General features: G+C 64.3%; 17 protein-coding genes and 1 pseudogene. 10 read left to right on the forward strand and 8 right to left on the reverse strand.

The window, feature by feature from the left end; all coding sequences use genetic code 11:
- Positions 1–63: 63 nt before the first annotated feature.
- From ACIPUD_RS09680 to ACIPUD_RS09710, 7 genes are all read left to right on the forward strand, one after another.
- Entirely contained in the window at positions 64–1,200 is a 1,137-nt protein-coding gene (locus ACIPUD_RS09680) for an acyl-CoA dehydrogenase family protein (RefSeq protein ID WP_018455957.1), read from the forward strand.
- A 76-nt stretch (positions 1,201–1,276) separates the two neighbouring features.
- The gene (locus tag ACIPUD_RS09685) at positions 1,277–2,440 is read left to right on the forward strand and encodes an acyl-CoA dehydrogenase family protein (RefSeq protein WP_247295935.1); all 1,164 of its coding nucleotides are present in this window, start codon (positions 1,277–1,279) and stop codon (positions 2,438–2,440) included.
- Positions 2,440–3,096 carry a glutathione S-transferase family protein gene (locus tag ACIPUD_RS09690; RefSeq protein WP_446480461.1) on the forward strand — a complete coding sequence of 219 codons (657 nt, stop codon included), beginning with the start codon at positions 2,440–2,442 and terminating at the stop codon, positions 3,094–3,096. Before ACIPUD_RS09685 ends, ACIPUD_RS09690 begins: the two co-directional genes overlap by 1 nt.
- Before the next feature lie 171 nt (positions 3,097–3,267).
- Entirely contained in the window at positions 3,268–4,068 is an 801-nt protein-coding gene (locus tag ACIPUD_RS09695) for a helix-turn-helix domain-containing protein (protein WP_018455960.1), read from the forward strand.
- Between the two features lie 199 nt (positions 4,069–4,267).
- A complete protein-coding gene (locus tag ACIPUD_RS09700; protein ID WP_446480462.1) occupies positions 4,268–5,134 on the forward strand; it encodes a 3-keto-5-aminohexanoate cleavage protein in 867 nt (288 codons plus the stop codon).
- 113 nt (positions 5,135–5,247) lie between these two features.
- Positions 5,248–6,864, forward strand: a complete 1,617-nt coding sequence (locus ACIPUD_RS09705; RefSeq protein ID WP_018455962.1) for an acyl-CoA carboxylase subunit beta — start codon at positions 5,248–5,250, stop codon at positions 6,862–6,864.
- Entirely contained in the window at positions 6,861–8,834 is a 1,974-nt protein-coding gene (locus ACIPUD_RS09710; protein ID WP_204513123.1) for an acetyl-CoA carboxylase biotin carboxylase subunit, read from the forward strand. The genes ACIPUD_RS09705 and ACIPUD_RS09710 overlap by 4 nt, the downstream gene beginning before the upstream one ends.
- A 50-nt stretch (positions 8,835–8,884) precedes the next feature.
- Here the strand turns inward: ACIPUD_RS09710 and ACIPUD_RS09715 are convergent, their stop codons facing one another.
- The 7 genes from ACIPUD_RS09715 to ACIPUD_RS09745 form a co-directional block, all read right to left on the reverse strand.
- Complete coding sequence (locus ACIPUD_RS09715) at positions 8,885–9,871, reverse strand: ABC transporter ATP-binding protein (RefSeq protein WP_446480463.1); 987 nt, start codon at positions 9,869–9,871, stop codon at positions 8,885–8,887.
- Positions 9,868–10,875, reverse strand: coding sequence for an ABC transporter ATP-binding protein (locus tag ACIPUD_RS09720; protein ID WP_018455965.1), 1,008 nt, complete (start codon positions 10,873–10,875; stop codon positions 9,868–9,870). Before ACIPUD_RS09720 ends, ACIPUD_RS09715 begins: the two co-directional genes overlap by 4 nt.
- The gene (locus ACIPUD_RS09725; RefSeq protein WP_018455966.1) at positions 10,875–11,768 is read right to left on the reverse strand and encodes an ABC transporter permease; all 894 of its coding nucleotides are present in this window, start codon (positions 11,766–11,768) and stop codon (positions 10,875–10,877) included. The genes ACIPUD_RS09720 and ACIPUD_RS09725 overlap by 1 nt, the downstream gene beginning before the upstream one ends.
- 9 nt (positions 11,769–11,777) lie before the next feature.
- Positions 11,778–12,725: an ABC transporter permease gene (locus ACIPUD_RS09730; RefSeq protein WP_446480464.1), complete on the reverse strand. Its 948-nt coding sequence runs from the start codon at positions 12,723–12,725 to the stop codon at positions 11,778–11,780.
- 35 nt (positions 12,726–12,760) lie between these two features.
- Positions 12,761–14,359, reverse strand: a complete 1,599-nt coding sequence (locus ACIPUD_RS09735) for an ABC transporter substrate-binding protein (protein ID WP_085361917.1) — start codon at positions 14,357–14,359, stop codon at positions 12,761–12,763.
- 172 nt (positions 14,360–14,531) lie between these two features.
- Positions 14,532–16,082 (reverse strand): AMP-binding protein, encoded by a 1,551-nt coding sequence (locus ACIPUD_RS09740; RefSeq protein WP_446480465.1) that lies wholly within the window; start codon positions 16,080–16,082, stop codon positions 14,532–14,534.
- An 18-nt stretch (positions 16,083–16,100) separates the two neighbouring features.
- Complete coding sequence (locus tag ACIPUD_RS09745; protein ID WP_446480466.1) at positions 16,101–17,255, reverse strand: iron-containing alcohol dehydrogenase; 1,155 nt, start codon at positions 17,253–17,255, stop codon at positions 16,101–16,103.
- 279 nt (positions 17,256–17,534) lie between these two features.
- Between ACIPUD_RS09745 and ACIPUD_RS09750 the strand changes: the two genes are divergently transcribed.
- The 3 genes from ACIPUD_RS09750 (at position 17,535) to ACIPUD_RS09760 (ending at position 23,402) form a co-directional block, all read left to right on the forward strand.
- Positions 17,535–18,740, forward strand: a complete 1,206-nt coding sequence (locus ACIPUD_RS09750; protein ID WP_018455971.1) for an efflux RND transporter periplasmic adaptor subunit — start codon at positions 17,535–17,537, stop codon at positions 18,738–18,740.
- Complete coding sequence (locus tag ACIPUD_RS09755; protein WP_018455972.1) at positions 18,737–21,901, forward strand: efflux RND transporter permease subunit; 3,165 nt, start codon at positions 18,737–18,739, stop codon at positions 21,899–21,901. Before ACIPUD_RS09750 ends, ACIPUD_RS09755 begins: the two co-directional genes overlap by 4 nt.
- A 307-nt stretch (positions 21,902–22,208) precedes the next feature.
- Positions 22,209–23,402, forward strand: a complete 1,194-nt coding sequence (locus tag ACIPUD_RS09760; RefSeq protein WP_446480467.1) for an ABC transporter substrate-binding protein — start codon at positions 22,209–22,211, stop codon at positions 23,400–23,402.
- A gap of 56 nt (positions 23,403–23,458) precedes the next feature.
- On the opposite strand, the pseudogene ACIPUD_RS09765 reads toward ACIPUD_RS09760, so the two are convergent.
- Positions 23,459–23,750 (reverse strand): annotated as a pseudogene (locus ACIPUD_RS09765) (IS30 family transposase); the annotation flags it as partial.

Consider the following 23,750-nt stretch of genomic DNA (forward strand, 5'->3'; position numbering starts at 1 on the left):
AGTGAGCCGCCAAGGTTCCGGCCATGGTGGACGAGACGAATCCGCCAGCAAGGCGAGAGTGCGATGATGAGCCCGTTCTATACCGCCGAGCATGACGCCTTTCGCGAGGTGATGCGCCGCTTCGTCGACAAGGAGATTGCGCCCTTCGCCCACGAGTGGGATGAGGCCGGTGAATTCCCCCGCGCGCTCTATCGCAAGGCGGCCGAGATCGGGCTCTTGGGACTCGGTTTCCCCGAGGAATATGGCGGGATCGCCGCCGACCAGTTCATGAGGATCGTCGCCAGCCAGGAGCTGGCGCGGGCTGGCGCCGGCGGTGTCAGCGCCAGCTTGATGAGCCATACGATCGGTTCGCCGCCGGTCGCGCGGGCCGCGCGCCCCGAGGTGAAGGCGCGCGTGCTGCCTCAGGTGCTCGCGGGTGAGAAAATCTCCGCGCTCGCGATCACCGAGCCGGGCGGCGGCTCTGATGTCGCGGGCCTCCGCACCAAGGCGCGGCGCGACGGAGATCACTACGTCGTGAGCGGCGAGAAGACCTTCATCACATCCGGGATGCGTGCCGACTATTTGACCGTTGCGGTGCGCACCGGCGGCGAGGGCGCCGGCGGCGTCAGCCTGCTCCTGATCGAGGGGGATACGCCCGGCCTGTCCCGGACAAAGCTGAAGAAGATGGGCTGGTGGGCCTCCGACACCGCGACCCTGCATTTCGACGAGTGCCGCGTACCGGCGGAAAACCTGATCGGCGAGGAAGGCCAGGGGTTCAAGATCATCATGCGGAATTTCAACAGCGAGCGCATGGGCATGGCGGCGGGCTGCACCGCGTTCGCGCGCGTCTGCCTCGACGAGGCCATTGCCTACGCCAAGGAGCGCAAGACCTTCGGCAAGCCGCTCGCGCAGCACCAGGTGATCCGCCACAAGATCGTCGACATGGCGCAGAAGGTCGCCGCATCGCAAGCGATGCTGGAGATGCTGGCCTGGCGGCTGGAGCAGGGCGAAAGCCCGGTCGCCGAAATCTGCATGATGAAGAACCAGGCGACCCAGACCATGGCGTTCTGCGCCTCGGAAGCGGTGCAGATTTTTGGCGGCGCCGGCTTCATGCGCGGCATCAAGGCCGAGCGCATCTACCGTGAGGTCAAGGTCAACGCGATCGGCGGCGGCACCGAGGAGATCATGAAGGATCTCGCGTCGCGGCAGATGGGGTTGTGACCTCTTTCTCCGTCATGGCCGGGACGAGCCCGGCCATGACGAGCACCTCAGAGATACCAAGAACTGGGCTAACAAGATGCTGTTCACCGCCGACCACGACGAGATCCGCCGTTCCTTGCAAAAATTCATTGCCAACGAGATCAATCCGCATGTCGATGAATGGGAGAAGGCCGACATCTTCCCGGCGCACGAGCTGTTCAGGAAGATGGGCAGGCTCGGCTTTCTCGGGCTGAACAAGCCGGTCGAATTCGGCGGCTCCGGCCTCGACTATTCCTATGCGCTGATGATGGCGGAGGAACTCGGCGCGATCAATTGCGGCGGCGTGCCGATGGCGATCGGGGTGCAGACCGACATGGCGACTCCTGCGCTGGCGCGGTTCGGCTCCGATGAAGTGCGGCGCGAATTCCTGGCGCCCTCGATCTCTGGCGACTATGTGGCCTGCATCGGCGTCTCGGAGCCCGGCGCGGGTTCTGACGTGGCCTCGATCAAGACCAATGCGCGCGGGGACGGCGACGATTACGTCATCGATGGTGGCAAGATGTGGATCACCAACGGCACCCAGGCCGACTGGATCTGTCTGCTCGCCAATACGGGCGACGGGTCCGTTCACCGCAACAAATCGCTGATCTGTGTGCCCATGAAGACCAAGGGCGTCACGGTCGCGCGCAAGCTCGACAAGATGGGCATGCGTTCCTCCGACACCGCGCAGATCTTCTTCGACAATGTCCGCGTGCCCAAGCGCAACCGGATCGGCGAGGAGGGCAAGGGCTTTACCTACCAGATGATCCAGTTCCAGGAGGAGCGGCTCTGGGGTGCGGCCGCCTGCCTGAAGGCGCATGAATACATTATCAACGAGACCATCGAATACACCCGCAATCGCAAGGCCTTTGGGAAGTCGATCCTCGACAACCAGGTCGTTCATTTCAAGCTCGCGGAGATGCAGACCGAGGTCGAGCTGTTGCGCGCGCTGATCTACCGTGCCGGAGAGGCGCTTGTGGCGGGCGAGGATGTCACGAAACTTGCGACCATGGCCAAGCTGAAGGCCGGGCGACTCGGCCGCGAGCTTACCGACGCCTGCTTGCAATATTGGGGTGGAATGGGCTTTACCAACGAGACGCCGGTCAGCCGTGCCTATCGCGACAGCCGTCTGACATCGATCGGCGGCGGCGCCGACGAGGTCATGCTGATGGTCCTGTGCAAGATGATGGGGACGCTGCCCGGCAGCAAAGGAAGTTCCTGATGATCACGCTCTATCACTGCGACGCCGCGCGCTCATTCCGTCCGCTCTGGATGCTGGAGGAGATGGGGCTGCCCTACGAGCTCAAGATGCTGCCGTTCCCGCCGCGGGTCTTCGCCAAGGAGTATCTCGCGCTCAATCCGCTGGGCACGATTCCCTTCATGGTCGACGGCGAGACGAAAATGACCGAGTCCTCCGGCATCTGCCACTATCTCGGCATCAAGCATGGACCGACGCCACTGATGGTCGGACCCGAAGATCCCGCCTATGGCGCGTTCGTGAACTGGATGTATTTCAGCGACGCCACGTTAACCTTCCCGCAGACGCTGGTGCTCCGATACAGCCAGCTCGAGCCGGAAGAGCGCCGCAATCCGCAGGTCGCCGGCGACTATGCCAAATGGTTTTTGGGCCGCCTGCGCGCCGTCGAGGCAGCCACCGCAAATACCGAGGCTTTGTGCGCGGGCCGCTTCACTGCCGCCGACATCGTGATCGGTTACGCGCTCCGCCTCGCCGATACTATCGGGCTTGCCAAGGATTTTGGGCCAAATGTCGCAGCCTATTGGGCGCGCTTGCAGCAACGGGATGGTTTCAAGCGCGCGGTTGCTGCGGAGCAACAGGCCGGCGTCGAGCAGAACGTGGCGCCAAGGGTGAGGGCCTGATTGTCGTTCTGGCGAAAGCCGGGACGGCCATGTTGCCGGGAGTTCCGGGGTCGTCGGGACTGCCGCTGTTTTGCGCTTCATGATAGCGCTATCCCGCCGTGACAGCGCCCAGATTTCCGCTAAGGTGACCTCCGTCCGCAGCGGCCAAAGAGCCGCGCGAGGAGGATCCCAATGGAAGATAACGGTCGCGAATCCGACCATTTGATGCTGATCACGCCGGAGCGGGTATTCTATGCCGGCCTGCTCGGCCGCCCCCGCAAGCGGACGCCCGGCTGCTGCCATGTCTATGTCGCGGTGAAGGGCAGTCTGCATCTGACGATCGATGATGCGCTCGCCACCGGCGAGCTGTTCGTTACCCTACCGAACCAGCGGCATTCCATTGCGAGCGACTACCGCACCGCGATCAGCGTGACGCTGGAGCCGGAGAGCATGCCCGATGGCGTGATCGAGGTCCTGGCCGAGCGGCTCACCGGACCCGACAGGGCCGTCTATGCCCGCAAGATCCTCGCCGCCTACACGCTGCTGCGCCAGCGTCGCTACGGCGACATCACCACCGCCGAATTCGACCAGATGTGTTTTGGCGAGGCGCTGCCGCGCCGCGTGCTCGACCCCCGCGTGACGCGTGCGGTCGCCCGTATCGGCCGCTTCACGGGCGAACCCGTGACGGCGGACACATGCGCGGCGGAGGCCGGACTTTCCGCTTCGCGCTTCCTGCATCTGTTCAAGGAAGAGACCGGCATCTCGTTCCGCTCCTTCCGCGCCTGGAAGCGGGCGCGTCACCTGCTGCACTTCGCCAACCAGGACCTCAACCTCGCCCATCTCGCGCAGGACATCGGCTATCCCGACTCCACCCATTTCAGCCACTCGATCCGCCGCTTCTACGGCCTGAAGCCGCGCGCGATCTTCGTCGGCTCGCGCGATCTCGCGATCTATCGCAGCAGCGAGACCGTGAGGCTGGCGGAGGCGAGCTAGCGTCGTCTCGTAGGGTGGGCAAAGCGAAAGCGTGCCCACCATCTTCGCGAGGTATTGAGAGATGGTGGGAACGGCGCAAGAGCGCCTTTGCCCACCCTACGGTTTATCGCCTTTTTCCAGCTTCTCCGCGCAAGAAGCCGCCTGCCGCCCATCACATGATCGCAAACGTTGAATTATCAACGTGCGAGACATTCAAGGCATGAGCGACAAGGCCGTCATCACCTGCGCGCTGAACGGCGTGCTCACCGACCCGAAGCAGCACAACGTGCCTGTCACGCCCGAGCAGATGGCGCGCGAGGCCAAGGCTGCGTTCGATGCCGGCGCGTCCATCATGCACATCCATCTGCGTCAGCAGGCGCCGGACAAGGGGCATCTGCCGTCCTGGGAGGTCAGCGTCAGCAAGGCGATCCAGCAGGCGATTCGCGAAGCCTGCCCTGGCGTGATCATCAATCACACCTCCGGCGTCTCCGGGCCGAACTACAACGGTGCGCTGGATTGTATCCGCGAGACCAGGCCGGAGATCGCGGCCTGCAATGCCGGCTCGCTAAATTACCTGAAGGTGAAGGCCGACAACAGCTGGGCCTGGCCGCCGATGATGTTCGACAATGCGGTCGAGAAGGTGAAGGACTATCTCGACGTCATGAACGCGGTCGGTACCATCCCCGAATTCGAATGTTTTGACGTCGGCATCGTCCGCTGCGTCGGCATGTACCGCCAGGTCGGCATGTACAAGGGCCCGCTCGAGTATAACTTTGTGATGGGCGTCGCCTCCGGCATGCCGTCGGATCCCGATCTGCTGCCGATCCTGATCAAGCTGAAGCGTCCCGAGGCGCAATTTCAGGTCACCGCGATAGGCCGCGAAGAAATCTGGCCGCTGCACCAGCGCTGTGCGGAGCTCGGCGGTCATCTGCGCACCGGTCTCGAAGATGCCTTCTATCTCGCCGACGGCAAGAAGGTAACGTCGAACGGCCAGCTGATCGACGCCATCGCCGCCTGCGCCCGCCGTGCCGGCCGCGAGATCGCGAGCCCGGCGGAAGCGCGAAAGATTTTTGGGACGAATAGGTAAATTATCGCCTCAACCGTCATTGCGAGCGAAGCGAAGCAATCCAGAATCTTTCCATGGATGCGCCTGGATTGCTTCGTCGCTTTGCTCCTCGCAATGACGAGCAGGATTGAGTTATGTCCATTCTCGAAAACACGATTTCTCCCGGCAGTGCCGCCTATCGCGCCAACCGCGACGGCATGCTTGGCCTGATCGACCGCATGCGCGCGCTGGAAGAGCGCACGCGTGCGGCATCAGCCGCGGCGAAAGACCGCTTCCACAAGCGCGGCCAGCTGTTGCCGCGCGAGCGCGTCGCGCTGGTGCTCGATCCCGGCGCGCCCTTCATCGAGCTGTCCACGCTCGCCGGCTACATGTTCGACGTATCTGATCCGGACAAGAGCGTCCCCGGCGGCGGCGTCATCGCCGGTATCGGTTTCGTCTCGGGCATCCGTTGCATGGTCAGCGCCAACGATTCCGGCATCGATGCCGGCGCGCTTCAGCCCTACGGCCTCGACAAGACGATACGCGTGCAGGAGCTCGCGCTGGAGAACAAGCTGCCTTACGTCCAGCTGGTCGAAAGCGCCGGCGCCAATCTCCTGCGCTACCGCGTCGAAGACTTTGTCCGCGGCGGCAACATCTTCCGCAATCTCGCGCGACTCTCCGCAGCGGGCCTGCCCGTCGTGACCGTAACCCATGGCTCCTCGACCGCCGGCGGCGCCTATCAGACCGGCCTGTCCGACTACATCGTCATGGTCCGTGGCCGCACCCGCGCCTTCCTCGCCGGGCCGCCGCTGCTGAAGGCCGCCACCGGCGAGATCGCGACCGAAGAGGAGCTTGGCGGCGCCGAGATGCACACGCAGGTGTCGGGACTTGGCGACTACCTCGCCGAGGATGACCGCGACGCCCTGCGCATCGCGCGCGAGATCATGGCGGCGCTGGAATGGGAACGGCCGGGCAGGGCGAGCGCGGAATATAAGCCGCCGCGCTACGATCAAGACGAACTGCTCGGCATTATGCCGATGGACCACAAGCGCTCCGTGGACATGAAGCAGGTGATCGCACGTATCGTCGATGATTCCGACTTCACCGAGATGGCGCCGAACTACGGCCCGGCCACCGTCTGCGGCCATGCCCGCATCGAGGGCCAGACCATCGGCATCATCACCAACAACGGTCCGCTCGATCCGGCCGGTGCCAACAAGGCGACGCATTTCATCCAGGCGTGCTGCCAAACCCGAACGCCGCTGCTCTATCTGAACAACACCACCGGCTACATGGTCGGCAAAGCTTACGAAGAAGCCGGCATGATCAAGCATGGCTCCAAGATGATCCAGGCGGTGACGTCGGCGACAGTGCCGCAGATCACCATCTATTGCGGCGCCTCGTTCGGCGCCGGCAATTACGGCATGTGCGGGCGCGGCTTCCATCCGCGCTTCTGCTTCTCCTGGCCCAACGCCAAGACTGCCGTGATGGGCGGTGAGCAGGCCGCCGAGACCATGGCGATCGTCACCGAAGCCGCAGCCGCGCGTCGCGGCAAGCCGGTCGAAAAAGAAAAGCTCGATGGCATGAAGGCGCAGATCGTCGGCGTGTTCGACGGCCAGATGGACGTGTTCTCGACCAGCGCGCGCGTGCTCGACGACGGCGTGATCGATCCGCGCGACACCCGCGCGGTGCTGTCCGAAGTGCTCGCGATCTGTCGTGAAGGTGACGCGCGGAGCCCACAGCGCATGCAATTCTCGGTGGCCCGCCCATGAGGAACGGATCAGTGCAGCACCGGCCGTTCTTCAAGGTCCTGATCGCCAATCGCGGCGAGATCGCACTGCGGGTGATGCGCAGCGCGCGGAAGCTCGGCCTCGGCGTCGTCGCGGTCTATTCGGATGCGGATAGGGATGCGCTTCATGTGCAACAGGCCGACCAGGCCGTGCGAGTCGGCGAAGCGCTGCCGGCGCAGTCCTATCTCAACATCGCCGCGATCATAGCGGCCGCAAAGGCCAGCGGCGCGGATGCCGTTCATCCCGGCTATGGCTTCCTCGCCGAGAACGAGGAGTTTGCGCAAGCCTGCAAGGATGCCGGCCTCGTCTTCATCGGCCCGTCGCCGCAGGCGATCGAGACAATGGGCAACAAGGCCGGTGCCAAGGAGATCATGAAAAAGGCCGGCGTGCCCGTCGTGCCCGGCTATCAGGGCGCCGATCAGGGCGATGAAGTCATGCTCGCGGAGGCGAGAGAGATCGGCTTTCCCGTGATGATCAAGGCGGTCGCCGGCGGCGGTGGACGCGGGATGCGGCTCGTTGCGGATGCCAATTCGTTCCCCGAGGCACTGCGTAGCGCGCGGTCCGAGGCGAAGGCGGCGTTTGGCGATCCGACGGTGATCCTCGAACGCGCCATCCAGAATCCCCGTCACATCGAAATTCAGGTGTTCGGCGACAGCCATGGCAACGCCATCCATCTTGGCGAGCGCGACTGCTCGGTGCAGCGGCGGCACCAGAAACTAATCGAGGAGGCGCCGTCGACCGCAGTCACGCCCGACCTGCGTGCGAAGATGGGCGAGGTCGCGGTCGCCGCGGTGAAGGCGTTGCGTTACGAGGGCGCCGGCACGCTCGAATTTCTGCTCGATGCGAGCGGCGGATTCTACTTCATGGAGATGAATACGCGTCTCCAGGTCGAGCATCCCGTCACCGAGGCCATCACCGGGCTCGATCTCGTCGAATTGCAGCTGCGCGTCGCGCGCGGCGAGTCGCTGCCGGTCAAGCAGCAGGACATTCGCTTCACAGGCCACGCCATCGAGGTGCGGCTGTGCTCGGAGGACGCCGCGCAGGATTTCATGCCGCAGTCCGGGCGCATGGCGCGCTGGCAGGTGCCGGATGGCATCCGCGTCGAACATGCGCTGCAATCGGGCTCCGAGATTCCGCCGTTCTACGATTCCATGATCGCGAAGGTGATCGGCCATGGCGCGACCCGCGAGGAGGCGAGGGGGCGGCTGATCGTCGGCCTGGAGCAACTGACCGGATTTGGTGTGACTACCAATCAGACTTTCCTGATGTCATGCCTGCGTCATCCCGGCTTCGCCAAAGGCGAGGCGACCACGGCGTTCATTGGTGCCCATCGCGACGAGCTGCTGGCGCCGCGCGCGGACGCCGCATTCGACATGGCCTTGGCCGGCCTGCTGCTCTACGTCACGAACCCCCAGGCACCGTCGTGGCGCCGCGGACGGAGCCTCGCGGCAACGTTCCCGCTGCCGGCGAAAATTGAGATCGCAGGCCAGGCGCTTGAGCTAGAAGTCTGGCGCGAGCGCGATGGCAGCTACATTGTTGCCAGGGACGGCCGGCAAGACAAGTTCGAGATCGACCAACTCGATCTCGACGTGATTCGCTTCCGCCATGACGGCGTGATGGACAGTGCCAAATTCCTGCGCGACGGCGACCGGCTCCACCTCCAGCGCCGCGGCATCCCGCTCGCGGCGACCGATCTCACCCTCGCCGCGCCGAAGGCGGCCGCAAGCAACGGAGACGGCAAGGTTCGCGCTGCCATGAACGGCCGCGTCGTTGCCGTCCTGGTCAAGCCGGGCGACCGCGTCACTGCCGGCCAGCCGGTGATGACGCTGGAAGCGATGAAGATGGAGCATGTCCACAAGGCCGGCATCGACGGCGTCGTCGCCGCGATCGACGTCGCCGAGGGCGAGCAGGTGACAACGGGCCGGATCGTGGCGGAGATCGGGGCTGAGTAGGGCGGCAAGCTCAACTCGTCGCCCCGGCGAAGGCCGGGACGACAGCGGAGCTACTGGCTCCGCCCCGTTCCGCCATTGAGCAAGCACGCCACCTGGTGCCCGTCCCCCGCGTCCACCAACGCCGGTCGTTCCGTCCTGCATCGCTCCATCGCATACCGGCAGCGGGTGTGAAACGCACACCCCGGCGGCGGATTGACCGGGCTTGGCACGTCGCCGTCGACCAGCGGCACGAGCTTTTTGGCGAGCGGGTTGGCGATCGGTACCGAGGCGAGCAGGGCCTGCGTGTAGGGATGGCGCGGATTGCGGAACAGCTCGTCCTTGTCCGCGATCTCGACGATGCGGCCGAGATACATCACGGCGACGCGGTGACTGATATGGGCGACCACGGCGAGGTCATGCGCGATGAAGAGGTAGGAGAAGCCGTGCTGCCGTTGCAGATCGATCAGGAGATTGATCACCTGCGCCTGGATCGAGACATCGAGCGCGGAGACCGGCTCGTCGCAGACGATCAGGCGGGGCCCGAGCGCCAGCGCGCGGGCGATGCAGATGCGCTGGCGCTGGCCGCCGGAGAATTGATGCGGGAAGTTGCGCATCTGGTCGGGCCGCAAGCCAACCTGCTCGAACAGCTGTGCGGTACGTGCCTCCAGCGCTTTGCCGGTCGCGAGCCCGTGCACGAACAGCGGCTCGCCCACGATGTCTCCGGCAGTCATGCGCGGGTTGAGCGAGGCGAAAGGATCCTGGAATACGATCTGCATCGAACGACGGTGTGGCCGCAGCGCGGACTTGGAGAGATGCGTGATGTCCTCGCCTTCGAGGCGAATCTGGCCCGAGGTCGGCTCGACCAGCCGCAGCACGCTGCGCGCCACCGTCGACTTGCCGCAGCCGGATTCGCCGACAAGGCCCAGCGTCTCCCCGACCCCAACCGAAAACGAGACGCCGTCGACCGCATGCACTGTGCCGATTTGTCGGCGCAACACGCCGGCGCGCACCGGATAGTGCTTCTTGAGTTCGGTGACTTCGAGCAGTGCGTCGGTCATGCCACCTCCGCCACTTCGGCTGCGCGCCAGCAGGCCGCGAGATGGCCGCCGCCCCAATCGATGAGCGGCGGATATTCGGCCTCGCAGCGCTTGATCGCGAGCTTGCAGCGTGGCGCGAACGCGCAACCTTTGGGCAGCCCCACCAGCGACGGCACGGTGCCGGGAATTTCGTTCAACCGTGCCGGCGCGGCAACGCCGGGCGCCGGCACCGCCGGGATCGATGCCATCAATCCGCGCGTGTAGGGGTGCTTTGGCGCGGCGAACAGCGCCTCGACGCTCGCTTCCTCGACCTTGCGTCCCGCATACATCACGATGACGCGTTGCGCGGTCTGCGCGACGACGCCGAGATCATGCGTGATCAGCACGAGCCCGGTGCCGAGCTCTTTCTGAAGGTCTAGGATCAGCGCCAGAATCTGCGCCTGGATGGTGACGTCGAGCGCGGTCGTGGGCTCGTCCGCGATCAGCAGCACCGGCCGGCACGCCAGCGCCATCGCGATCATGGCGCGCTGGCGCATGCCGCCGGACAGCTGATGCGGATATTCCCGCGCGCGCCGAGCCGGCTCGGGGATGCGCACCAGGCGCAGCATCTCGATTGCGATGCCCCGGGCCTCTTTGCTCGACATGTTCCGGTGCAGCCGCACGGTCTCGACGATCTGGTCGCCGATCCGCATCACCGGATTGAGCGAGGTCATCGGCTCCTGGAAGATCATCGAGATGCGGTTGCCCCTGACGGCACGCATCTCTGCTTCGTCCAGCGTCAGAAGGTCGGTGCCTTCGAGCGTGACGGAGCCGCCGACGATGCGGCCGGGTGGATCCGGCACCAGCCGCATCAGCGATAGTGCAGTGACGCTCTTGCCGCAGCCGGATTCGCCGACGATCGCCAGCGTCTCGCCGCGCTTCACCGTGAAGGAAACATCATCGACGGCCTTGAACAGACCGGAGTTGGTGAAGAACACCGTCTTCAGGTTCTTCACCTCGATCACGAGATCGGAGTTCTCAGCCATCAGCCGCGCTGCCGGGGATCGAGGATGTCGCGCAAGGCGTCACCGAACAGATTGGCGCCGAACACCGCGAGGCTGATGGCGATGCCCGGGAAGATCACCAGCCATGGCGCCGTGCGGACATATTCGGCGGCGGATTCAGAGAGCATGCGCCCCCACGACGGGTACGGCTCGGGAATGCCGAGGCCGAGGAAGGAGAGCGAGGCTTCCGTGAGGATAGTCGAGCCGAGCTGGGCCGTCGCAAGCACGATCAGCGGCGCCAGCGTATTCGGCAGCACGTGACGGAGCGCAATGCGTACCTCGCTCATGCCGATCGACTTGGCGGCCTCGATGAATGGCAGCTCGCGCAGCGCCAGCGTGTTGGCGCGGATGACGCGCGAGACGGTCGGGATCAGCGGAATGGCGATCGCAATGATGACGTTCGGCAAGGACGGCCCAAGCGCCGCGGTCATGATCAGGGCCAGCACCAGCAGCGGCAGCGCCTGGAGGACATCGGAGACGCGCTGGAACACGAGATCGACCCAGCCGGAGAGATAGCCGGAGGTGAGGCCGACGATCACGCCGATGCTGCCGCCGAGCGCCGTCGAGCCGATGCCGACCGCGAGCGAGATCCGCGCGCCATGAATGATGCGGCTGAAGACATCGCGGCCGAAGGAATCCGTGCCCATCCAGTGTGCCAGGCTTGGACGCGCCAGTGCCCGAGCGGCATCGATCGTCAGCGGATCGTAACGCGCGATGAAGTCGGCGAAGATCGCGGTGAACACGAACAGGGTCATGATGACGAGCCCGGCCGCGCCCAGCACATGCCGCTGCGCCAAAAACAGCACGCGCCGCCAGCCGACGGTCGCGTGCGCCCCGGCGCGCCTCAGTTCAACGTCATAGTCGATCGCAGCCAACAGGTTCTCCTAATCCGTGTACCGGATACGCGGGTCGAACACCGCGTACAGCATGTCCACGATGAAATTCGCGCTCACCACGACGATGGCAATCAGCATCACCAGGTTCTGCACGATCGGATAATCGCGCCAGCGAATCGCCTCGACCAGGAAGCGCGCGACGCCGGGGATGTTGAACACCGTCTCCGTCACGATGAGGCCGCCGATCAGGAACGCCGCTTCGATGCCAATCACGGTGATGACGGGCAGAATCGCATTCTTCAGCGCATGCTGATAGTTCACAGCGGCGTCCGATGCGCCCTTGGCACGCGCGGTGCGGATATAGTCCTGCCGCAGCACCTCCAGCATCGAGGATCGCGTGATGCGCATGGTCAGTGCCGCGCTGCGGAAGCCGACGGCTGCGGCGGGCACGGCATAGGTCGCAAACGCTTCCAGCCAAGTCGCTGGATTCGGGTTGAAGATCGGCATCTGGTTGAACATCGCCACCGAGGCGGTGAGGATGAGCAGGCCAAGCCAGAACGAAGGCAGCGACAATCCGCTGAGGCTCACCACACGCAATGCGTAGTCGAGCCTCGTTCCCTGCTTCATCGCGCTGATCACGCCAAGGGGGATGCCGATCGAGGTCGAGAACAACAGCGCCAGGCCCGCGAGCCGTGCGGTGATCGGGATCCGTGGCAGGATCTCCTGGAGCGCCGGCTTCTCGGAGACGTAGGAGTAGCCAAAATCGCCGCGCAGGAAGCCGCTGATCCAGTGCCAATATTGCACCACCAGCGGCTGGTCGATGCCGAGCTCCTTCTCCAGATTGGCCTTGTCGGCGGGGTCCACATAGCCCGCGGCGGCGAACAGGATGTCGACGATATTCCCGGGGACGATGCGCAGCAGGAAGAAGATGACGATCGAGATCCCGAACAGGGTCAGGAGCATCAGCAACAGGCGCCGCACCAGATAGGCAAACATGCATCGCCTCCCGTCGAACCCGTCAGCCGCCCGCGCTACTTGTCCATCCAGACGTCCTCGTAGCGATAGCCATTGTAGGAGCTGTTCGACATCACCGTCACGCCCTTGACGTAAGGTTGCCAGCAGCTGCCGGTACGTGCGTGGAAGATGATCGGGCGGGCGACGTCCTCCTGCAGCTTCTTGTCGATGTCCCACACCAGCTTCTTGCGCTTGTTAATGTCGGTCTCCTGGGACTGCACGTCGAACAGCTTTTCGATCTCCTTGTTGCAGTAATTGGTGTAGTTGCGCTCGGAGCCGCAGGAATAGTTCTCGTAGAAGGACTGGTCGGGGTCGTCGACGGCATTGCCGGTCAAATTGAGCCCGAGCATGTAATCCTTCCGCGCGATCTTCGGGAACCAGTTTGCGGTCTCGACCACGTCGAGCTCGCCGTCGATATAGATACTCTTGAGCTGATCGATCAGAATCACCGCAGGATCGCGGTAGACCGGAATGTTGCGGGTCGAGACCTTGACGGCGAGATGCTTATCCGGCCCATAGCCGGCCTTCTGCATCAGCTTTTTCGCTTCCTCACGGTTGGCGTTGATGTCGGGGCCGTAGCCCGGAATGGTCTCGAGCATCTCCTTCGGCATCCCCCACAGCCCATTCGGCGGCGGCAGCAGGGTGCCGCCGATGTCACCCTGGCCCTCGAACAAGATCGAGATGAAGGCCTTTCGGTCGAGCGACAGCGCCATGGCGCGACGGATGTCGATATTGTCGAACGGCGGCGCGGACGAATTGACGATGATGTTGGTGGCGACATTGTTGGGCTCGACCACGCAGACCGCGTTCGGCGCCTGCGATTTGACGTCCTTGAGCAGCGGGATGCTCACCTCGGTCGGGAAGGTCATGTCGAACTTGCCGGCGACGAACGCGAGGATCGCGGTGGAGCGGTTCGGGATGATGGTGAACTCGATGCCGTCGAGATAGGGCCGGCCCTTGCGCCAATAGTCGGGATTGCGGGTCAGCTTGATCGATTCATTGGCCTTGAACTCGACGAACTTGAACGGCCCGGTGCCGATCGGGTGCGTGCGCATGTCGCCGGGCGAGACGTGGCAGGGATAGACCGGCGTGTAGCCCGAGGCGAGCAGCGCCAGCAGCGAAGGCTGTGGCCGCTTCAGATTGAAGGAGACCTCGAGATCGCCGTTGGTGGAGACGTCGTTGACCTGTTCGTACCAGCTCTTGCGCGGGTTCTGCCGGAACTTCTGCTGCGACTTGCCCATCAGCATGTCGAAGGTGCATTTGACGTCCGCCGAGGTGAACGGCTTGCCGTCGTGCCACTTCACGCCCTGGCGTAGCTTGAAGGTCAGCGTCTTGTTGTCGTTGACCCAGGCCCAGCTCTCGGCGAGCTCGGGCACGATGGTGTCCATGCTGTTCTGCGCCACGTCCTGCTTGTAGATGACGAGGTTGTTGAACACCGGCATGAAGGGAACGTTGAGCGAGTAGGTCGCGCCTTCGTGGATCGAGGCATTGCCGGGACTGTCGCGGTGGTACATCCGCAAAATGCCGCCCTGCTTGGGCTCGCTGGCGAGTGCAACGCTCGAAAACGCAAGCAAAGATAGCGCCGCCGTCGCGGCGAGCGCCCGTACGCTCCGCATCCTCGTCCTCCCTGGACATCGGCCTTTTGCGGCCTGTTTGTCCCGACGATAGCGGCGCGTGCGCGGTGAGGCAACCGTCAAGGTCCGCTACTCTCTCGGCAATTCGGACGACGGAAGGCCGCAGGGGTGTCTCTCACGATGAGAGGGAAGTTTCTCCGGCGACAGCGGCCCTTCACACAATCCTTGACGCCTTGTTCCCCCAATACCGGTCCCGCAGCAGCCGCTTGTACAGCTTCCCCGTCGGCAGCCGCGGCAACTCCTTCTCGAAATCGACCGAGCGCGGCACCTTTTGCCGCGACAGCGACGCCCCGCAGAACGCGATCAGCTCCTCGGCGAGCGCCTCGCCCGGCACGGCCCCGGGCATCGGCTGCACCACGGCCTTCACCTCTTCGCCGAGATCGGAATTGGGCACGCCGAACACCGCGGCGTCCGCAACCTTCGGATGGGTGATCAACAGATTCTCGCACTCCTGCGGATAAATGTTCACGCCGCCGGAGATGATCATGAAGGTCGCGCGGTCCGTTAAATAGAGGAAGCGATCCTCGTCGACATAGCCGACGTCGCCGACCGTGCTCATGCTGCCGTCGGTCGAGCGCGCTTCCTTGGTCTTCTCGGGATCGTTGAAATATTCGAACGGTGAGGCCGTCTTGAACCAGACCTGTCCTGGCGTGCCGGTGGGGCATGGCTTCATGGTCTCATCGAGAATATGGAGGTCGCCGAGCAGCACCTTGCCGACGGTGCCGCGGTGGGCGAGCCATTCCGCGCTGTCGCAGGCGGTGAAGCCAAGGCCTTCGGTGGCGCCGTAGTATTCGTGGATGATCGGTCCCCACCATTTGATCATGTCATCCTTGACCTGCGCCGGGCAGGGCGCGGCGGCATGGATCGCGATCTCGAGCGGGGAGAGGTCGTAGCGCGCGCGCACCTCCTCCGGCAGCTTGAGCATGCGCGAGAACATCGTCGGCACGAGCTGGGTGTGGGTGATACCCCATTGCTCGACGAGCTGGAGGTAACGCTCGGGATCGAAATTCTCCATGATGATCGCGGTGCCGCCGATCCGGATCGTCAGGTTGACCGCGGCCTGCGGCGCGGAATGATAGAGTGGCGCGGGCGACAGATAGATCATGCACTCGCGGTAGTGCCAAAGCTTCGTCAGGAAATCGAACAGCGGCAGATTGTGCTTTGGCTGCTCCTCCGGAAGCGGTCGCAGAATCCCTTTTGGCCGTCCCGTCGTGCCCGATGAATACAGCATGGCGGTGCCGAGCCATTCATCCGGGATCGGCGTCTTCGGCAGGTCGGCGGTTACCTCCGTGAGGCCGACGATGCGCTCGCTCTCGCCCGAGCCGTCGGCGACGATGCACAGCTTGATGTCGGGGCAGACCTTGATCGCCTCGCGGGCGATATCGAGCTTCGCAACCGACGTGATCAGGATTTTCGACTGGCTGTTGACCAGGAGATAGGCGAGCTCGCCCGGCGTCAGGAACGAGTTGATGCAGGTGTAGTAGAGGCCGGAGCGCTCGCCCGCGCCGCAGGCTTCGAGGTAGCGGGAATTGTTCTCCATGAAGATCGAGTAGTGGTCGAGCCGCTTCAGGCCATACTTGCGGAACAGGTGCGCCAGCCGATTGCTGCGCGCATCGAGCTCGCGATAGGTGACGGCCTCGCCGGTCGTCGCCATGATGAAGGCGGGCTGGAGTGGGCGCAGGCGGGCATGCTGACCTGGGTACATCAGTCCTCCGGCTTTGGATCATGCGGCAAGAAGCAGGATTTCGCGCACTTGAGCGGGGCTGTCGATCTTGCGCGGGTTGCGCGGGATCCAGTTCGTGCGCATCGCAGCGTCCGCGATGGCGTCGAAATGCTCCGGCGAGACGCGCACATCGGCGAGGCTGCGCGGCATGCCGAGCGAGCGGATGAAGGCATCGAGCACATCGGCTGCCGCGTGGCCGGGAAAGCCCATTGCGGCCGCGACGATCATCTGGCGCTCGGCATTGTCGCGCGCATTCCAGCGCATCACGGCCGGCAGCATGACGCAGGAGGTGTAGCCATGCGGTACGTCGAAGGCTGCGCCCAGCACGTAACCGATGCCGTGGCTCGCGCCCATCGGCACGCCAGCGGCGAGCGCGCCCATCGACAGCCAGGTGCCGATCTGCGCATCCATTCGCGCGTCGAGGTCAGCAGGGTCAGCCTTCACCCGTGGCAGCGCGTCGGCGAGCATGGTGAGGCCCTTCACCGATTGCGCGTCGGCATAGGGGTGCGTCTCGCGCGAGCAGATCGCCTCGACGCAATGATCGATGGCGCGGATGCCGGTCGAGAGGAATAGCCATTCCGGCGTGTGCACGGTGATGGCGGGATCGAGGATGGTCGCGCGCGGAACGCTGAGCGGATGCCGTAGCATCTGTTTCACATGGGCGGTGCGGTCGGTGACGCCTGCGATCGAGCTGAACTCGCCGCCGGCGATCGTGGTCGGCACGCTGATTTGACGCACGGTCGGCGCCGTCATCTCGGGCGCGACGCCCTTGTGCACGCGGATACGCTCGATGCCGTCGACATCGTCGATGCCGTTGGCGAGGCAGAGCTGCACCGCCTTGGCGCCGTCGGTGATCGAGCCGCCGCCCACGGTGACGATCAGGTCGGCGCCCGCTTCGCGCGCCGCATTGGTGGCGGCGATCACCGCCTCGCGCGGGGTGTGCGCCGGCATGGCATCGAAGACGCCCGCGCAATTTGTGCCCAGGGCTTGTTTGATCTTGGCGATTTCGTCGGTCTGCCGGTTGAGCGTGCCCGAGACCATCAGGAAGGCGCGGCGCGTCCCCAGCCGGTCCATCTGGGCGACCACGGCCTCGGCCGCGGGGTGGCCGAACACGACTTCCTCGATCGCGCCGTAAACGACACGTCCCTGGTGCACGCCTGTCCTCCCCGGACAATTCGTCTTGTTTTATGAGGAGCAATCTAGCCGAGCCGGCTCCGCCCGTCATGTGCGAAGACGCTAACGCACTCTCCGCTTGCTCTCCCGGCTTACGGGGAGAGGCCAACAAGCCCTGTCAACCCGTCATCCGGCCAGGGCATTCCTCCGAGCATTGCCTGCGCTTTGGTCTTGAAGAGTTCATCATTGCCACCCATCTTGTGGCGCCCGCGGGTACAGGCGTACCCTGCTTTTTCCGCGGCTTTGATGCGAGGACCTGGGATGACTGGACCGGACGGAAGCGAGCAATTTGTCAAAACGCACGATTTCGTTTCGCCTCGGCCTTACGCCATCGTCGGCCTTCTCGCCGCGGCGTTCGTGCTCACCGGTTGCGGCCAGCCGGCCTCGCAAGCGAGCGCTCCCCCGCCGGCGCCGGTAACCGTCGCCCAACCGGTCAAGCGCACCGTCACCGATTGGGACGAGTTCACCGGCCGCTTCGAGGCGATGGAGGAGGTGCAGGTCCGCCCGCGCGTCGGCGGGTTCGTCAACTCTGTCGAATTCCAGGATGGTGCCATCGTGCGTCAGGGCGATCTGCTCTACGTCATCGACCCACGTCCGTTCGAGGCGGTGGCCACGCAGGCCGAGGGGCAGCTTTCCGATGCCCGTGCCAAGGTGGAGCTTGCAAAGCGGGAGCTCGATCGCGGTTTGAGCCTGGTGCAGACCAGCGCCGTCTCCGAGCAGGTGGTCGATCAGCGCCGTCAGGCCTTGCAGGCCGCGCACGCTGCCGAAACACAGGCCGAGGGTGCGCTCAAAGTCGCCAAGCTCAATATCGAATTCACGCATGTGACGGCGCCGCTGACCGGCCGCGTCAGCCGCCACCTTGTCAGCCCTGGCAATCTCGTGCAGGGCAGCGATACCGGAACGTCGACGCTGCTCACCTCGATCGTGACGCTCGACCCGATCTATATCTATTTCGACATGGATGAGGCGACCTTCATCAAATACAGCAAGCTGTGGTTCGAAGGCCGCCGCCCGAGTTCGCGCGATACGGCGAACCCGGTGCAGGTGACGCTCGCCGGCGAGACGAAACCATCCCGTGAAGGCAGCATCAATTTCCTCGACAACCGCCTCGATGTCTCCACCGGCACGCTGCGCAGCCGCGCCGTGGTCAAGAACACCGATCTTTCGATCCTGCCCGGTCAGTTCGGGCGTATCAGACTGATCGGCAGCGCGCCCTATGAAGCGCTGCTGATCCCCGACGTCGCGGTCGCAACCGACCAGTCGCGCAAGATCGTGTTCGTGGTCAAGCCGGACGACACCGTCGAGGCGCGTCCCGTGACGCTCGGACCGCTCGACGAGGGCCTGCGCGTGATCCGCGAGGGATTGAAGGCGGACGACCGCGTCATCGTCAACGGCATCCAGCGCGCCCGCGTCGGTGCCAAGGTCGCACCGCAGACGGCACCAGCGCCCGCCGGTGGCAAATCATGAATCTTGGCCGTCTCTCCATCAACCAGCCCATCCTGGCGATGGTGCTGTCGATCGTGCTGCTGATCGTCGGCGCGCTGGCCTATACCACGCTGCCGGTCTCCGAATATCCGCAAGTGGTGCCGCCGACCGTCGTCGTCACCACGCAATATCCCGGCGCCTCCGCGCAGACCGTGTCCGACACGGTTGCCGCACCCATCGAGCAGGAGATCAACGGCGTCGAGGACATGCTGTATCTCTACAGCCAGGCGACCTCGAACGGCCAGCTCACCATCACCGTCACCTTCAAGCTCGGCACCGATCTCGACAAAGCCCAGGTGCTGGTGCAGAACCGCGTCGCGATCGCGCAGCCGCGTTTGCCTGAAGAGGTTCAGCGCAACGGCGTCACCACGCGCAAGAACTCGCCCGACATCCTGATGGTCGTGTTCATGCTGTCGCCCGACGACACGTTCGACCAGCTCTACATCTCCAACTATGCGCTGCTCCAGGTCCGCGATCAGCTGCTGCGGATCGACGGCGTCGGCGACATCCAGATCTTCGGCGCGCGCGATTATTCGATGCGGCTATGGCTCGATCCTGACCGAATCGCCAATCTCGGCCTGACCGCAACCGAGGTGCTCGCCGCGATCCGCGCGCAGAACGTGCAGATCGCGGGCGGCCAGATCGCCGAACCGCCGATCGCCGACCGCGCCTTCCAGCCGAACCTCACCTTCACCGGGCGATTGAAAGACCAGAAGCAGTTCGAGGACATCCTGATCAAGGCCGGCTCCGACGGCCGCACGGTGCGCCTGCGCGACGTCGCCCGTATCGAGCTTGGTGCTCTCGCCTACTCCACCAACAGCTTCCTGCTGCGCAAATCGGCGGTCGCCATGCTGGTGACGCAGCGGCCGGGATCGAACGCGCTCGCGACCGCGAAGAACATTTCGGACACCATGACGAAGCTGAAGGAGACCTTTCCGAAAGGCCTCGACTTCAATATCGGCTACAACCCGACCGAGTTCATCGCGCAGTCCGTCCACGAGCTGATCAAGACCATCTACGAGGCCATGTTGCTCGTGGTCGTCGTCGTGCTGGTGTTCCTGCAGGGATGGCGTCCCGCGATCATTCCGATCATCGCGATTCCGGTTTCGCTGGTCGGCACCTTCGCGGTGATGGCGGCGCTCGGCTTCTCGATCAACAATCTCACGCTGTTCGGGCTCGTTCTCGCCGTCGGTATCGTGGTCGACGACGCCATCGTGGTGGTCGAGAATGTCGAGCGGCATCTCGAGCATGGCATGAGCCGGCGCGATGCCGCGCTGAAGACCATGGAGGAGGTCGGCGGCGCATTGGTGTCGATCGCGCTGGTGCTGTGCGCGGTGTTCGTCCCGACCGCATTTCTGGGCGGAATTTCGGGTCAGTTCTTCCAGCAATTCGCCGTCACCATTGCGGTCGCGACCGCAATCTCCTGCTTCTGCTCGTTGACGCTATCGCCGGCGCTGGCCTCGCTTCTCCTCGTCCCCCACGAGGAGAAACGGCCGCCCGCGCGCTGGAATCTTGTTGCACGCGGCTGGAACGCTTTCACTGGCGTGTTTAACCGCGTGTTCGACCGTCTCGCGCATGGCTACGCCGGCCTCGCCAATTTCGTGATCCGGCATTCGGCGGTGATGATCCTGATCTACGTCGTGCTGATCGGCAGCGCCGGCTGGCTGATCGCCACCACGTCGCAAGGCTTTATTCCGGCGCAGGACCGCGGCTACGTCATCATCTCCGTGCAATTGCCGGGCGCCGCTTCGCTGGCGCGCACCACCGAGGTCGTGCGCGAGATCGAGCGGATCGCGCTGGATACGCCGGGTATCATCCGCGTGGCCGCTTTCGCCGGCTTCTCCGGCGCGACGCGGACGCAGGCCGGCAACGCGGCGGCGCTCTTCCCAGTGTTCGACGAGCCCGAGGCGCGGATCAAGAAAGGATTGTCTGCGAACGCCATCACGGTCGAGCTGCGCAAACGCCTGGCCGCGATTCAGGGTGCCTTCATCATCGTGATTCCGCCGCCGGCCGTGCCCGGCATCGGCACCGGTGGCGGCTTCACCATCCGCATCCAGGACCGCCAGGGCCGTGGGCCGGAGATGCTCGCCGCGGCTACTGACGAGCTTGTCGCCGCGGCGCGCAAATCGCCCTCGCTGCTCGCTCCCTCCGTGTTCTCGCCGTTCTCGGCCAATACGCCGCAGCTCTTCGTCGACATCGACCGCACCAAGGCGCAGAAGCTCGGCGTTCCCATCGCCGGCATCAACGACACGATCCAGACCTATTTCGGATCGACCTATGTCAACGACTTCAACCTGTTCGGCCGCACCTACCACGTCACCGCGCAGGCCGACTTCCCGTTCCGGAAAGAGCCGAGCGATCTCTCGCGGTTGCGCACGCGCAACGCCTCCGGCGACATGGTGATGCTCGGCAGCGTGGTCGAGTTCAAGGACGTTTCCGGCCCTGACCGCGTCGCGCGCTACAATCTTTACGCGGCCTCCGAGCTGCAGGGCGAGCCGGCGCCAGGCACCAGCTCGACCACCGCGCTCAACGCGATCAAGAAGCTCGCGGACGACACCCTGCCAAGCGGCTTCAGCTTCGAATGGACCGATCTGTCCTACCAGCAGATCACTGGCGGCAATGCGGGTCTCTACGTGTTCCCGATTTGCGTGCTGTTCGTCTATCTGGTGCTCGCCGCGCAATATGGCAGCTGGACCTTGCCGTTCGCGGTGATCCTGATCGTGCCGATGTGCCTGTTGGCCGCCACGATCGGCGTGCGCATCATGGGGCAGGACGTCAACATCCTCACCCAGATCGGTTTCGTCGTGCTGGTGGGGCTGGCGGCAAAGAACGCGATCCTGATCGTCGAGTTCGCCCGCGACATCGAGAAAGAAGGCAAGCCGCGGCTGGAGGCCGTGATCGACGCCTGTCGGTTGCGCCTGCGGCCGATCCTGATGACGTCCTTCGCCTTCATCCTCGGCGTGCTGCCGCTGGTGATCTCGTCCGGCTCGGGCTCGGAGATGCGGCAAGCCGTCGGCGTCGCCGTGTTCTTCGGCATGATCGGTGTCACCCTGTTTGGGCTTCTGTTCACGCCGATCTTCTATGTGGTGGTGCGGAACCTGGCCGAGGGGAAGAACGAGGGGAAGCCGAAGGCGGTGGGCTGATAAGTACCAAATGGCGCGCCACCGACCCTTCAATATTCACGCTGTCGTCCCGGCGAAGGCCGGGGACCCATAACCCTCGAACGTGGTTTAGTGAAGATTCGTCGTTCGGTACTCCTACCGACCGCAACCGAGGGATTCCGCGGTATGGGTCCCGGCCCCCGTGCGCAATTGCGCACTAGGCCGGGACGACGCCGTTTGCTTGGCACGCCCTTCATACTAACGACCAACATGCAATGGATGGGCACCGCCGGGGTTCTTCACTAGTATCCGCGCGATTTCAAAACAGAAAACTGCTGGGAGCTAACACATGAAATCAGCACTTTTGGCCGCTGCCGCAATGTCGGCTTTGTTGCTGGCCGCGCCGGCCTCTGCGCAAGGCGTCAAGATCGGCATCCTCAACGACCAGTCCGGCGTCTACGCCGATTACGGCGGCAAATGGTCGGTCGAGGCCGCCCGGATGGCGATCGAGGATTTCGGCGGCGAGGTGCTGGGCCAGAAGGTGGAGCTCGTCACCGCCGACCACCAGAACAAGCCGGATCTCGCGACCTCGATCGCGCGCCGCTGGTACGATGTCGAGAACGTCGACATGATCACGGAGCTGACGACCTCATCGGTCGCGCTCGCGATCCACGAGCTTTCCAAGGAAAAGAAGAAGATCGACATCGTCGTCGGCGCTGCGACCTCGCGCCTCACCGGCGATGCCTGCCAGCCCTATGGCTTCCACTGGGCTTATGACACCCGCGCGCTCGGTGTCGGCACCGGCGGCTCGCTGACCAAGGCCGGCGGCGACAGCTGGTTCTTCCTCACCGCGGACTACGCCTTCGGCTACGCGCTGGAGAAGGACACCAGCGAGATCGTCACCGCCAATGGCGGCAAGGTGCTCGGTTCGGTGCGCGTGCCGCTCAACTCCTCGGACTTCTCCTCCTTCCTGCTCCAGGCGCAGAGCTCGAAGGCGAAGATCGTCGGCCTTGCCAATGCCGGCCTCGACACCACCAATTCGATCAAGCAGGCGTCCGAGTTCGGCATCGTCTCCGGTGGCCAGAAGCTCGCGGGCCTCTTGATGACGCTCGCCGAAGTGAACGGCCTCGGCTTGCAGGCCGCGCAAGGCCTGGTGCTGACCGAGGGCTATTACTGGGATATCAACGACCGCACGCGCCATCTCGGCGAACGCTTTCTCAAGCGCACCGGCCGGATGCCGAACATGATCCAGGCCGGCACCTATTCGGCGACGCTGAGCTATCTCAAGGCGGTCAAGGCCGCCGGGTCCAAGGATCCGGATGCGGTCGCCAAGAAGCTGAAGGAGCTGCCGGTCGACGACGACTTCGCGCAAGGCGGCAAGGTGCTCGAGAACGGCCGCATGGTCCACGACATGTATCTGTTCGAGGTCAAGAAGCCCGCGGAATCGAAGAAGCCCTGGGACTATTACAAGCAGCTCGCGGTCGTTCCCGGCGAGAAGGCGTTCTTCACTGCCAAGGAGAGCGGCTGCCCGCTGACGAAGTGAGGATCTCTATGTCGTCCTGGCGAAAGCCAGGAGGTGGATTCACACTCGAAGTGCAACAGTTGAGAGGAGAAGGCCTCGGCCGGGGTTCTGAAGTCAAGGCATTTGCGCGGGGTGTTGTTGTAGGCGGCAATGGACTGACGGAAGCGCTTGGTTGGGAGCTTTTCGAGGTCGGTCTTTCGGGGGATGAAGCGGCGCAAGCGGCCGATGGCGTTCTCGATGCCGCCCTTTTGCCACGGCGCGTGCGGGTCGCAGAAGAAGGTCTTCATCAAGAGGCTCTGCAAGGAAAGGTGGGCGGCGAACTCGGTGCCGTTGTCGAAGGTGACGGTACGGCGCAGTGCCTCCGGTACG

It is taken from the genome of Bradyrhizobium sp. CAR08 (assembly GCF_052871955.1).

What these genes read in the sequence shown, in the direction of transcription:
- ACIPUD_RS09760 (WP_446480467.1), top strand. Translation starts at nt 22,209, where the DNA reads ATGAAATCAGCACTTTTGGCCGCTGCCGCAATGTCGGCTTTGTTGCTG.
- ACIPUD_RS09755 (WP_018455972.1), top strand. Translation starts at nt 18,737, where the DNA reads ATGAATCTTGGCCGTCTCTCCATCAACCAGCCCATCCTGGCGATGGTG.
- ACIPUD_RS09695 (WP_018455960.1), top strand. Translation starts at nt 3,268, where the DNA reads ATGGAAGATAACGGTCGCGAATCCGACCATTTGATGCTGATCACGCCG.
- ACIPUD_RS09730 (WP_446480464.1), bottom strand. Translation starts at nt 12,725, where the DNA reads ATGTTTGCCTATCTGGTGCGGCGCCTGTTGCTGATGCTCCTGACCCTG.
- ACIPUD_RS09705 (WP_018455962.1), top strand. Translation starts at nt 5,248, where the DNA reads ATGTCCATTCTCGAAAACACGATTTCTCCCGGCAGTGCCGCCTATCGC.
- ACIPUD_RS09680 (WP_018455957.1), top strand. Translation starts at nt 64, where the DNA reads ATGATGAGCCCGTTCTATACCGCCGAGCATGACGCCTTTCGCGAGGTG.
- ACIPUD_RS09720 (WP_018455965.1), bottom strand. Translation starts at nt 10,875, where the DNA reads ATGGCTGAGAACTCCGATCTCGTGATCGAGGTGAAGAACCTGAAGACG.
- ACIPUD_RS09690 (WP_446480461.1), top strand. Translation starts at nt 2,440, where the DNA reads ATGATCACGCTCTATCACTGCGACGCCGCGCGCTCATTCCGTCCGCTC.
- ACIPUD_RS09715 (WP_446480463.1), bottom strand. Translation starts at nt 9,871, where the DNA reads ATGACCGACGCACTGCTCGAAGTCACCGAACTCAAGAAGCACTATCCG.
- ACIPUD_RS09735 (WP_085361917.1), bottom strand. Translation starts at nt 14,359, where the DNA reads ATGCGGAGCGTACGGGCGCTCGCCGCGACGGCGGCGCTATCTTTGCTT.
- ACIPUD_RS09740 (WP_446480465.1), bottom strand. Translation starts at nt 16,082, where the DNA reads ATGTACCCAGGTCAGCATGCCCGCCTGCGCCCACTCCAGCCCGCCTTC.
- ACIPUD_RS09700 (WP_446480462.1), top strand. Translation starts at nt 4,268, where the DNA reads ATGAGCGACAAGGCCGTCATCACCTGCGCGCTGAACGGCGTGCTCACC.
- ACIPUD_RS09750 (WP_018455971.1), top strand. Translation starts at nt 17,535, where the DNA reads ATGACTGGACCGGACGGAAGCGAGCAATTTGTCAAAACGCACGATTTC.
- ACIPUD_RS09685 (WP_247295935.1), top strand. Translation starts at nt 1,277, where the DNA reads ATGCTGTTCACCGCCGACCACGACGAGATCCGCCGTTCCTTGCAAAAA.
- ACIPUD_RS09710 (WP_204513123.1), top strand. Translation starts at nt 6,861, where the DNA reads ATGAGGAACGGATCAGTGCAGCACCGGCCGTTCTTCAAGGTCCTGATC.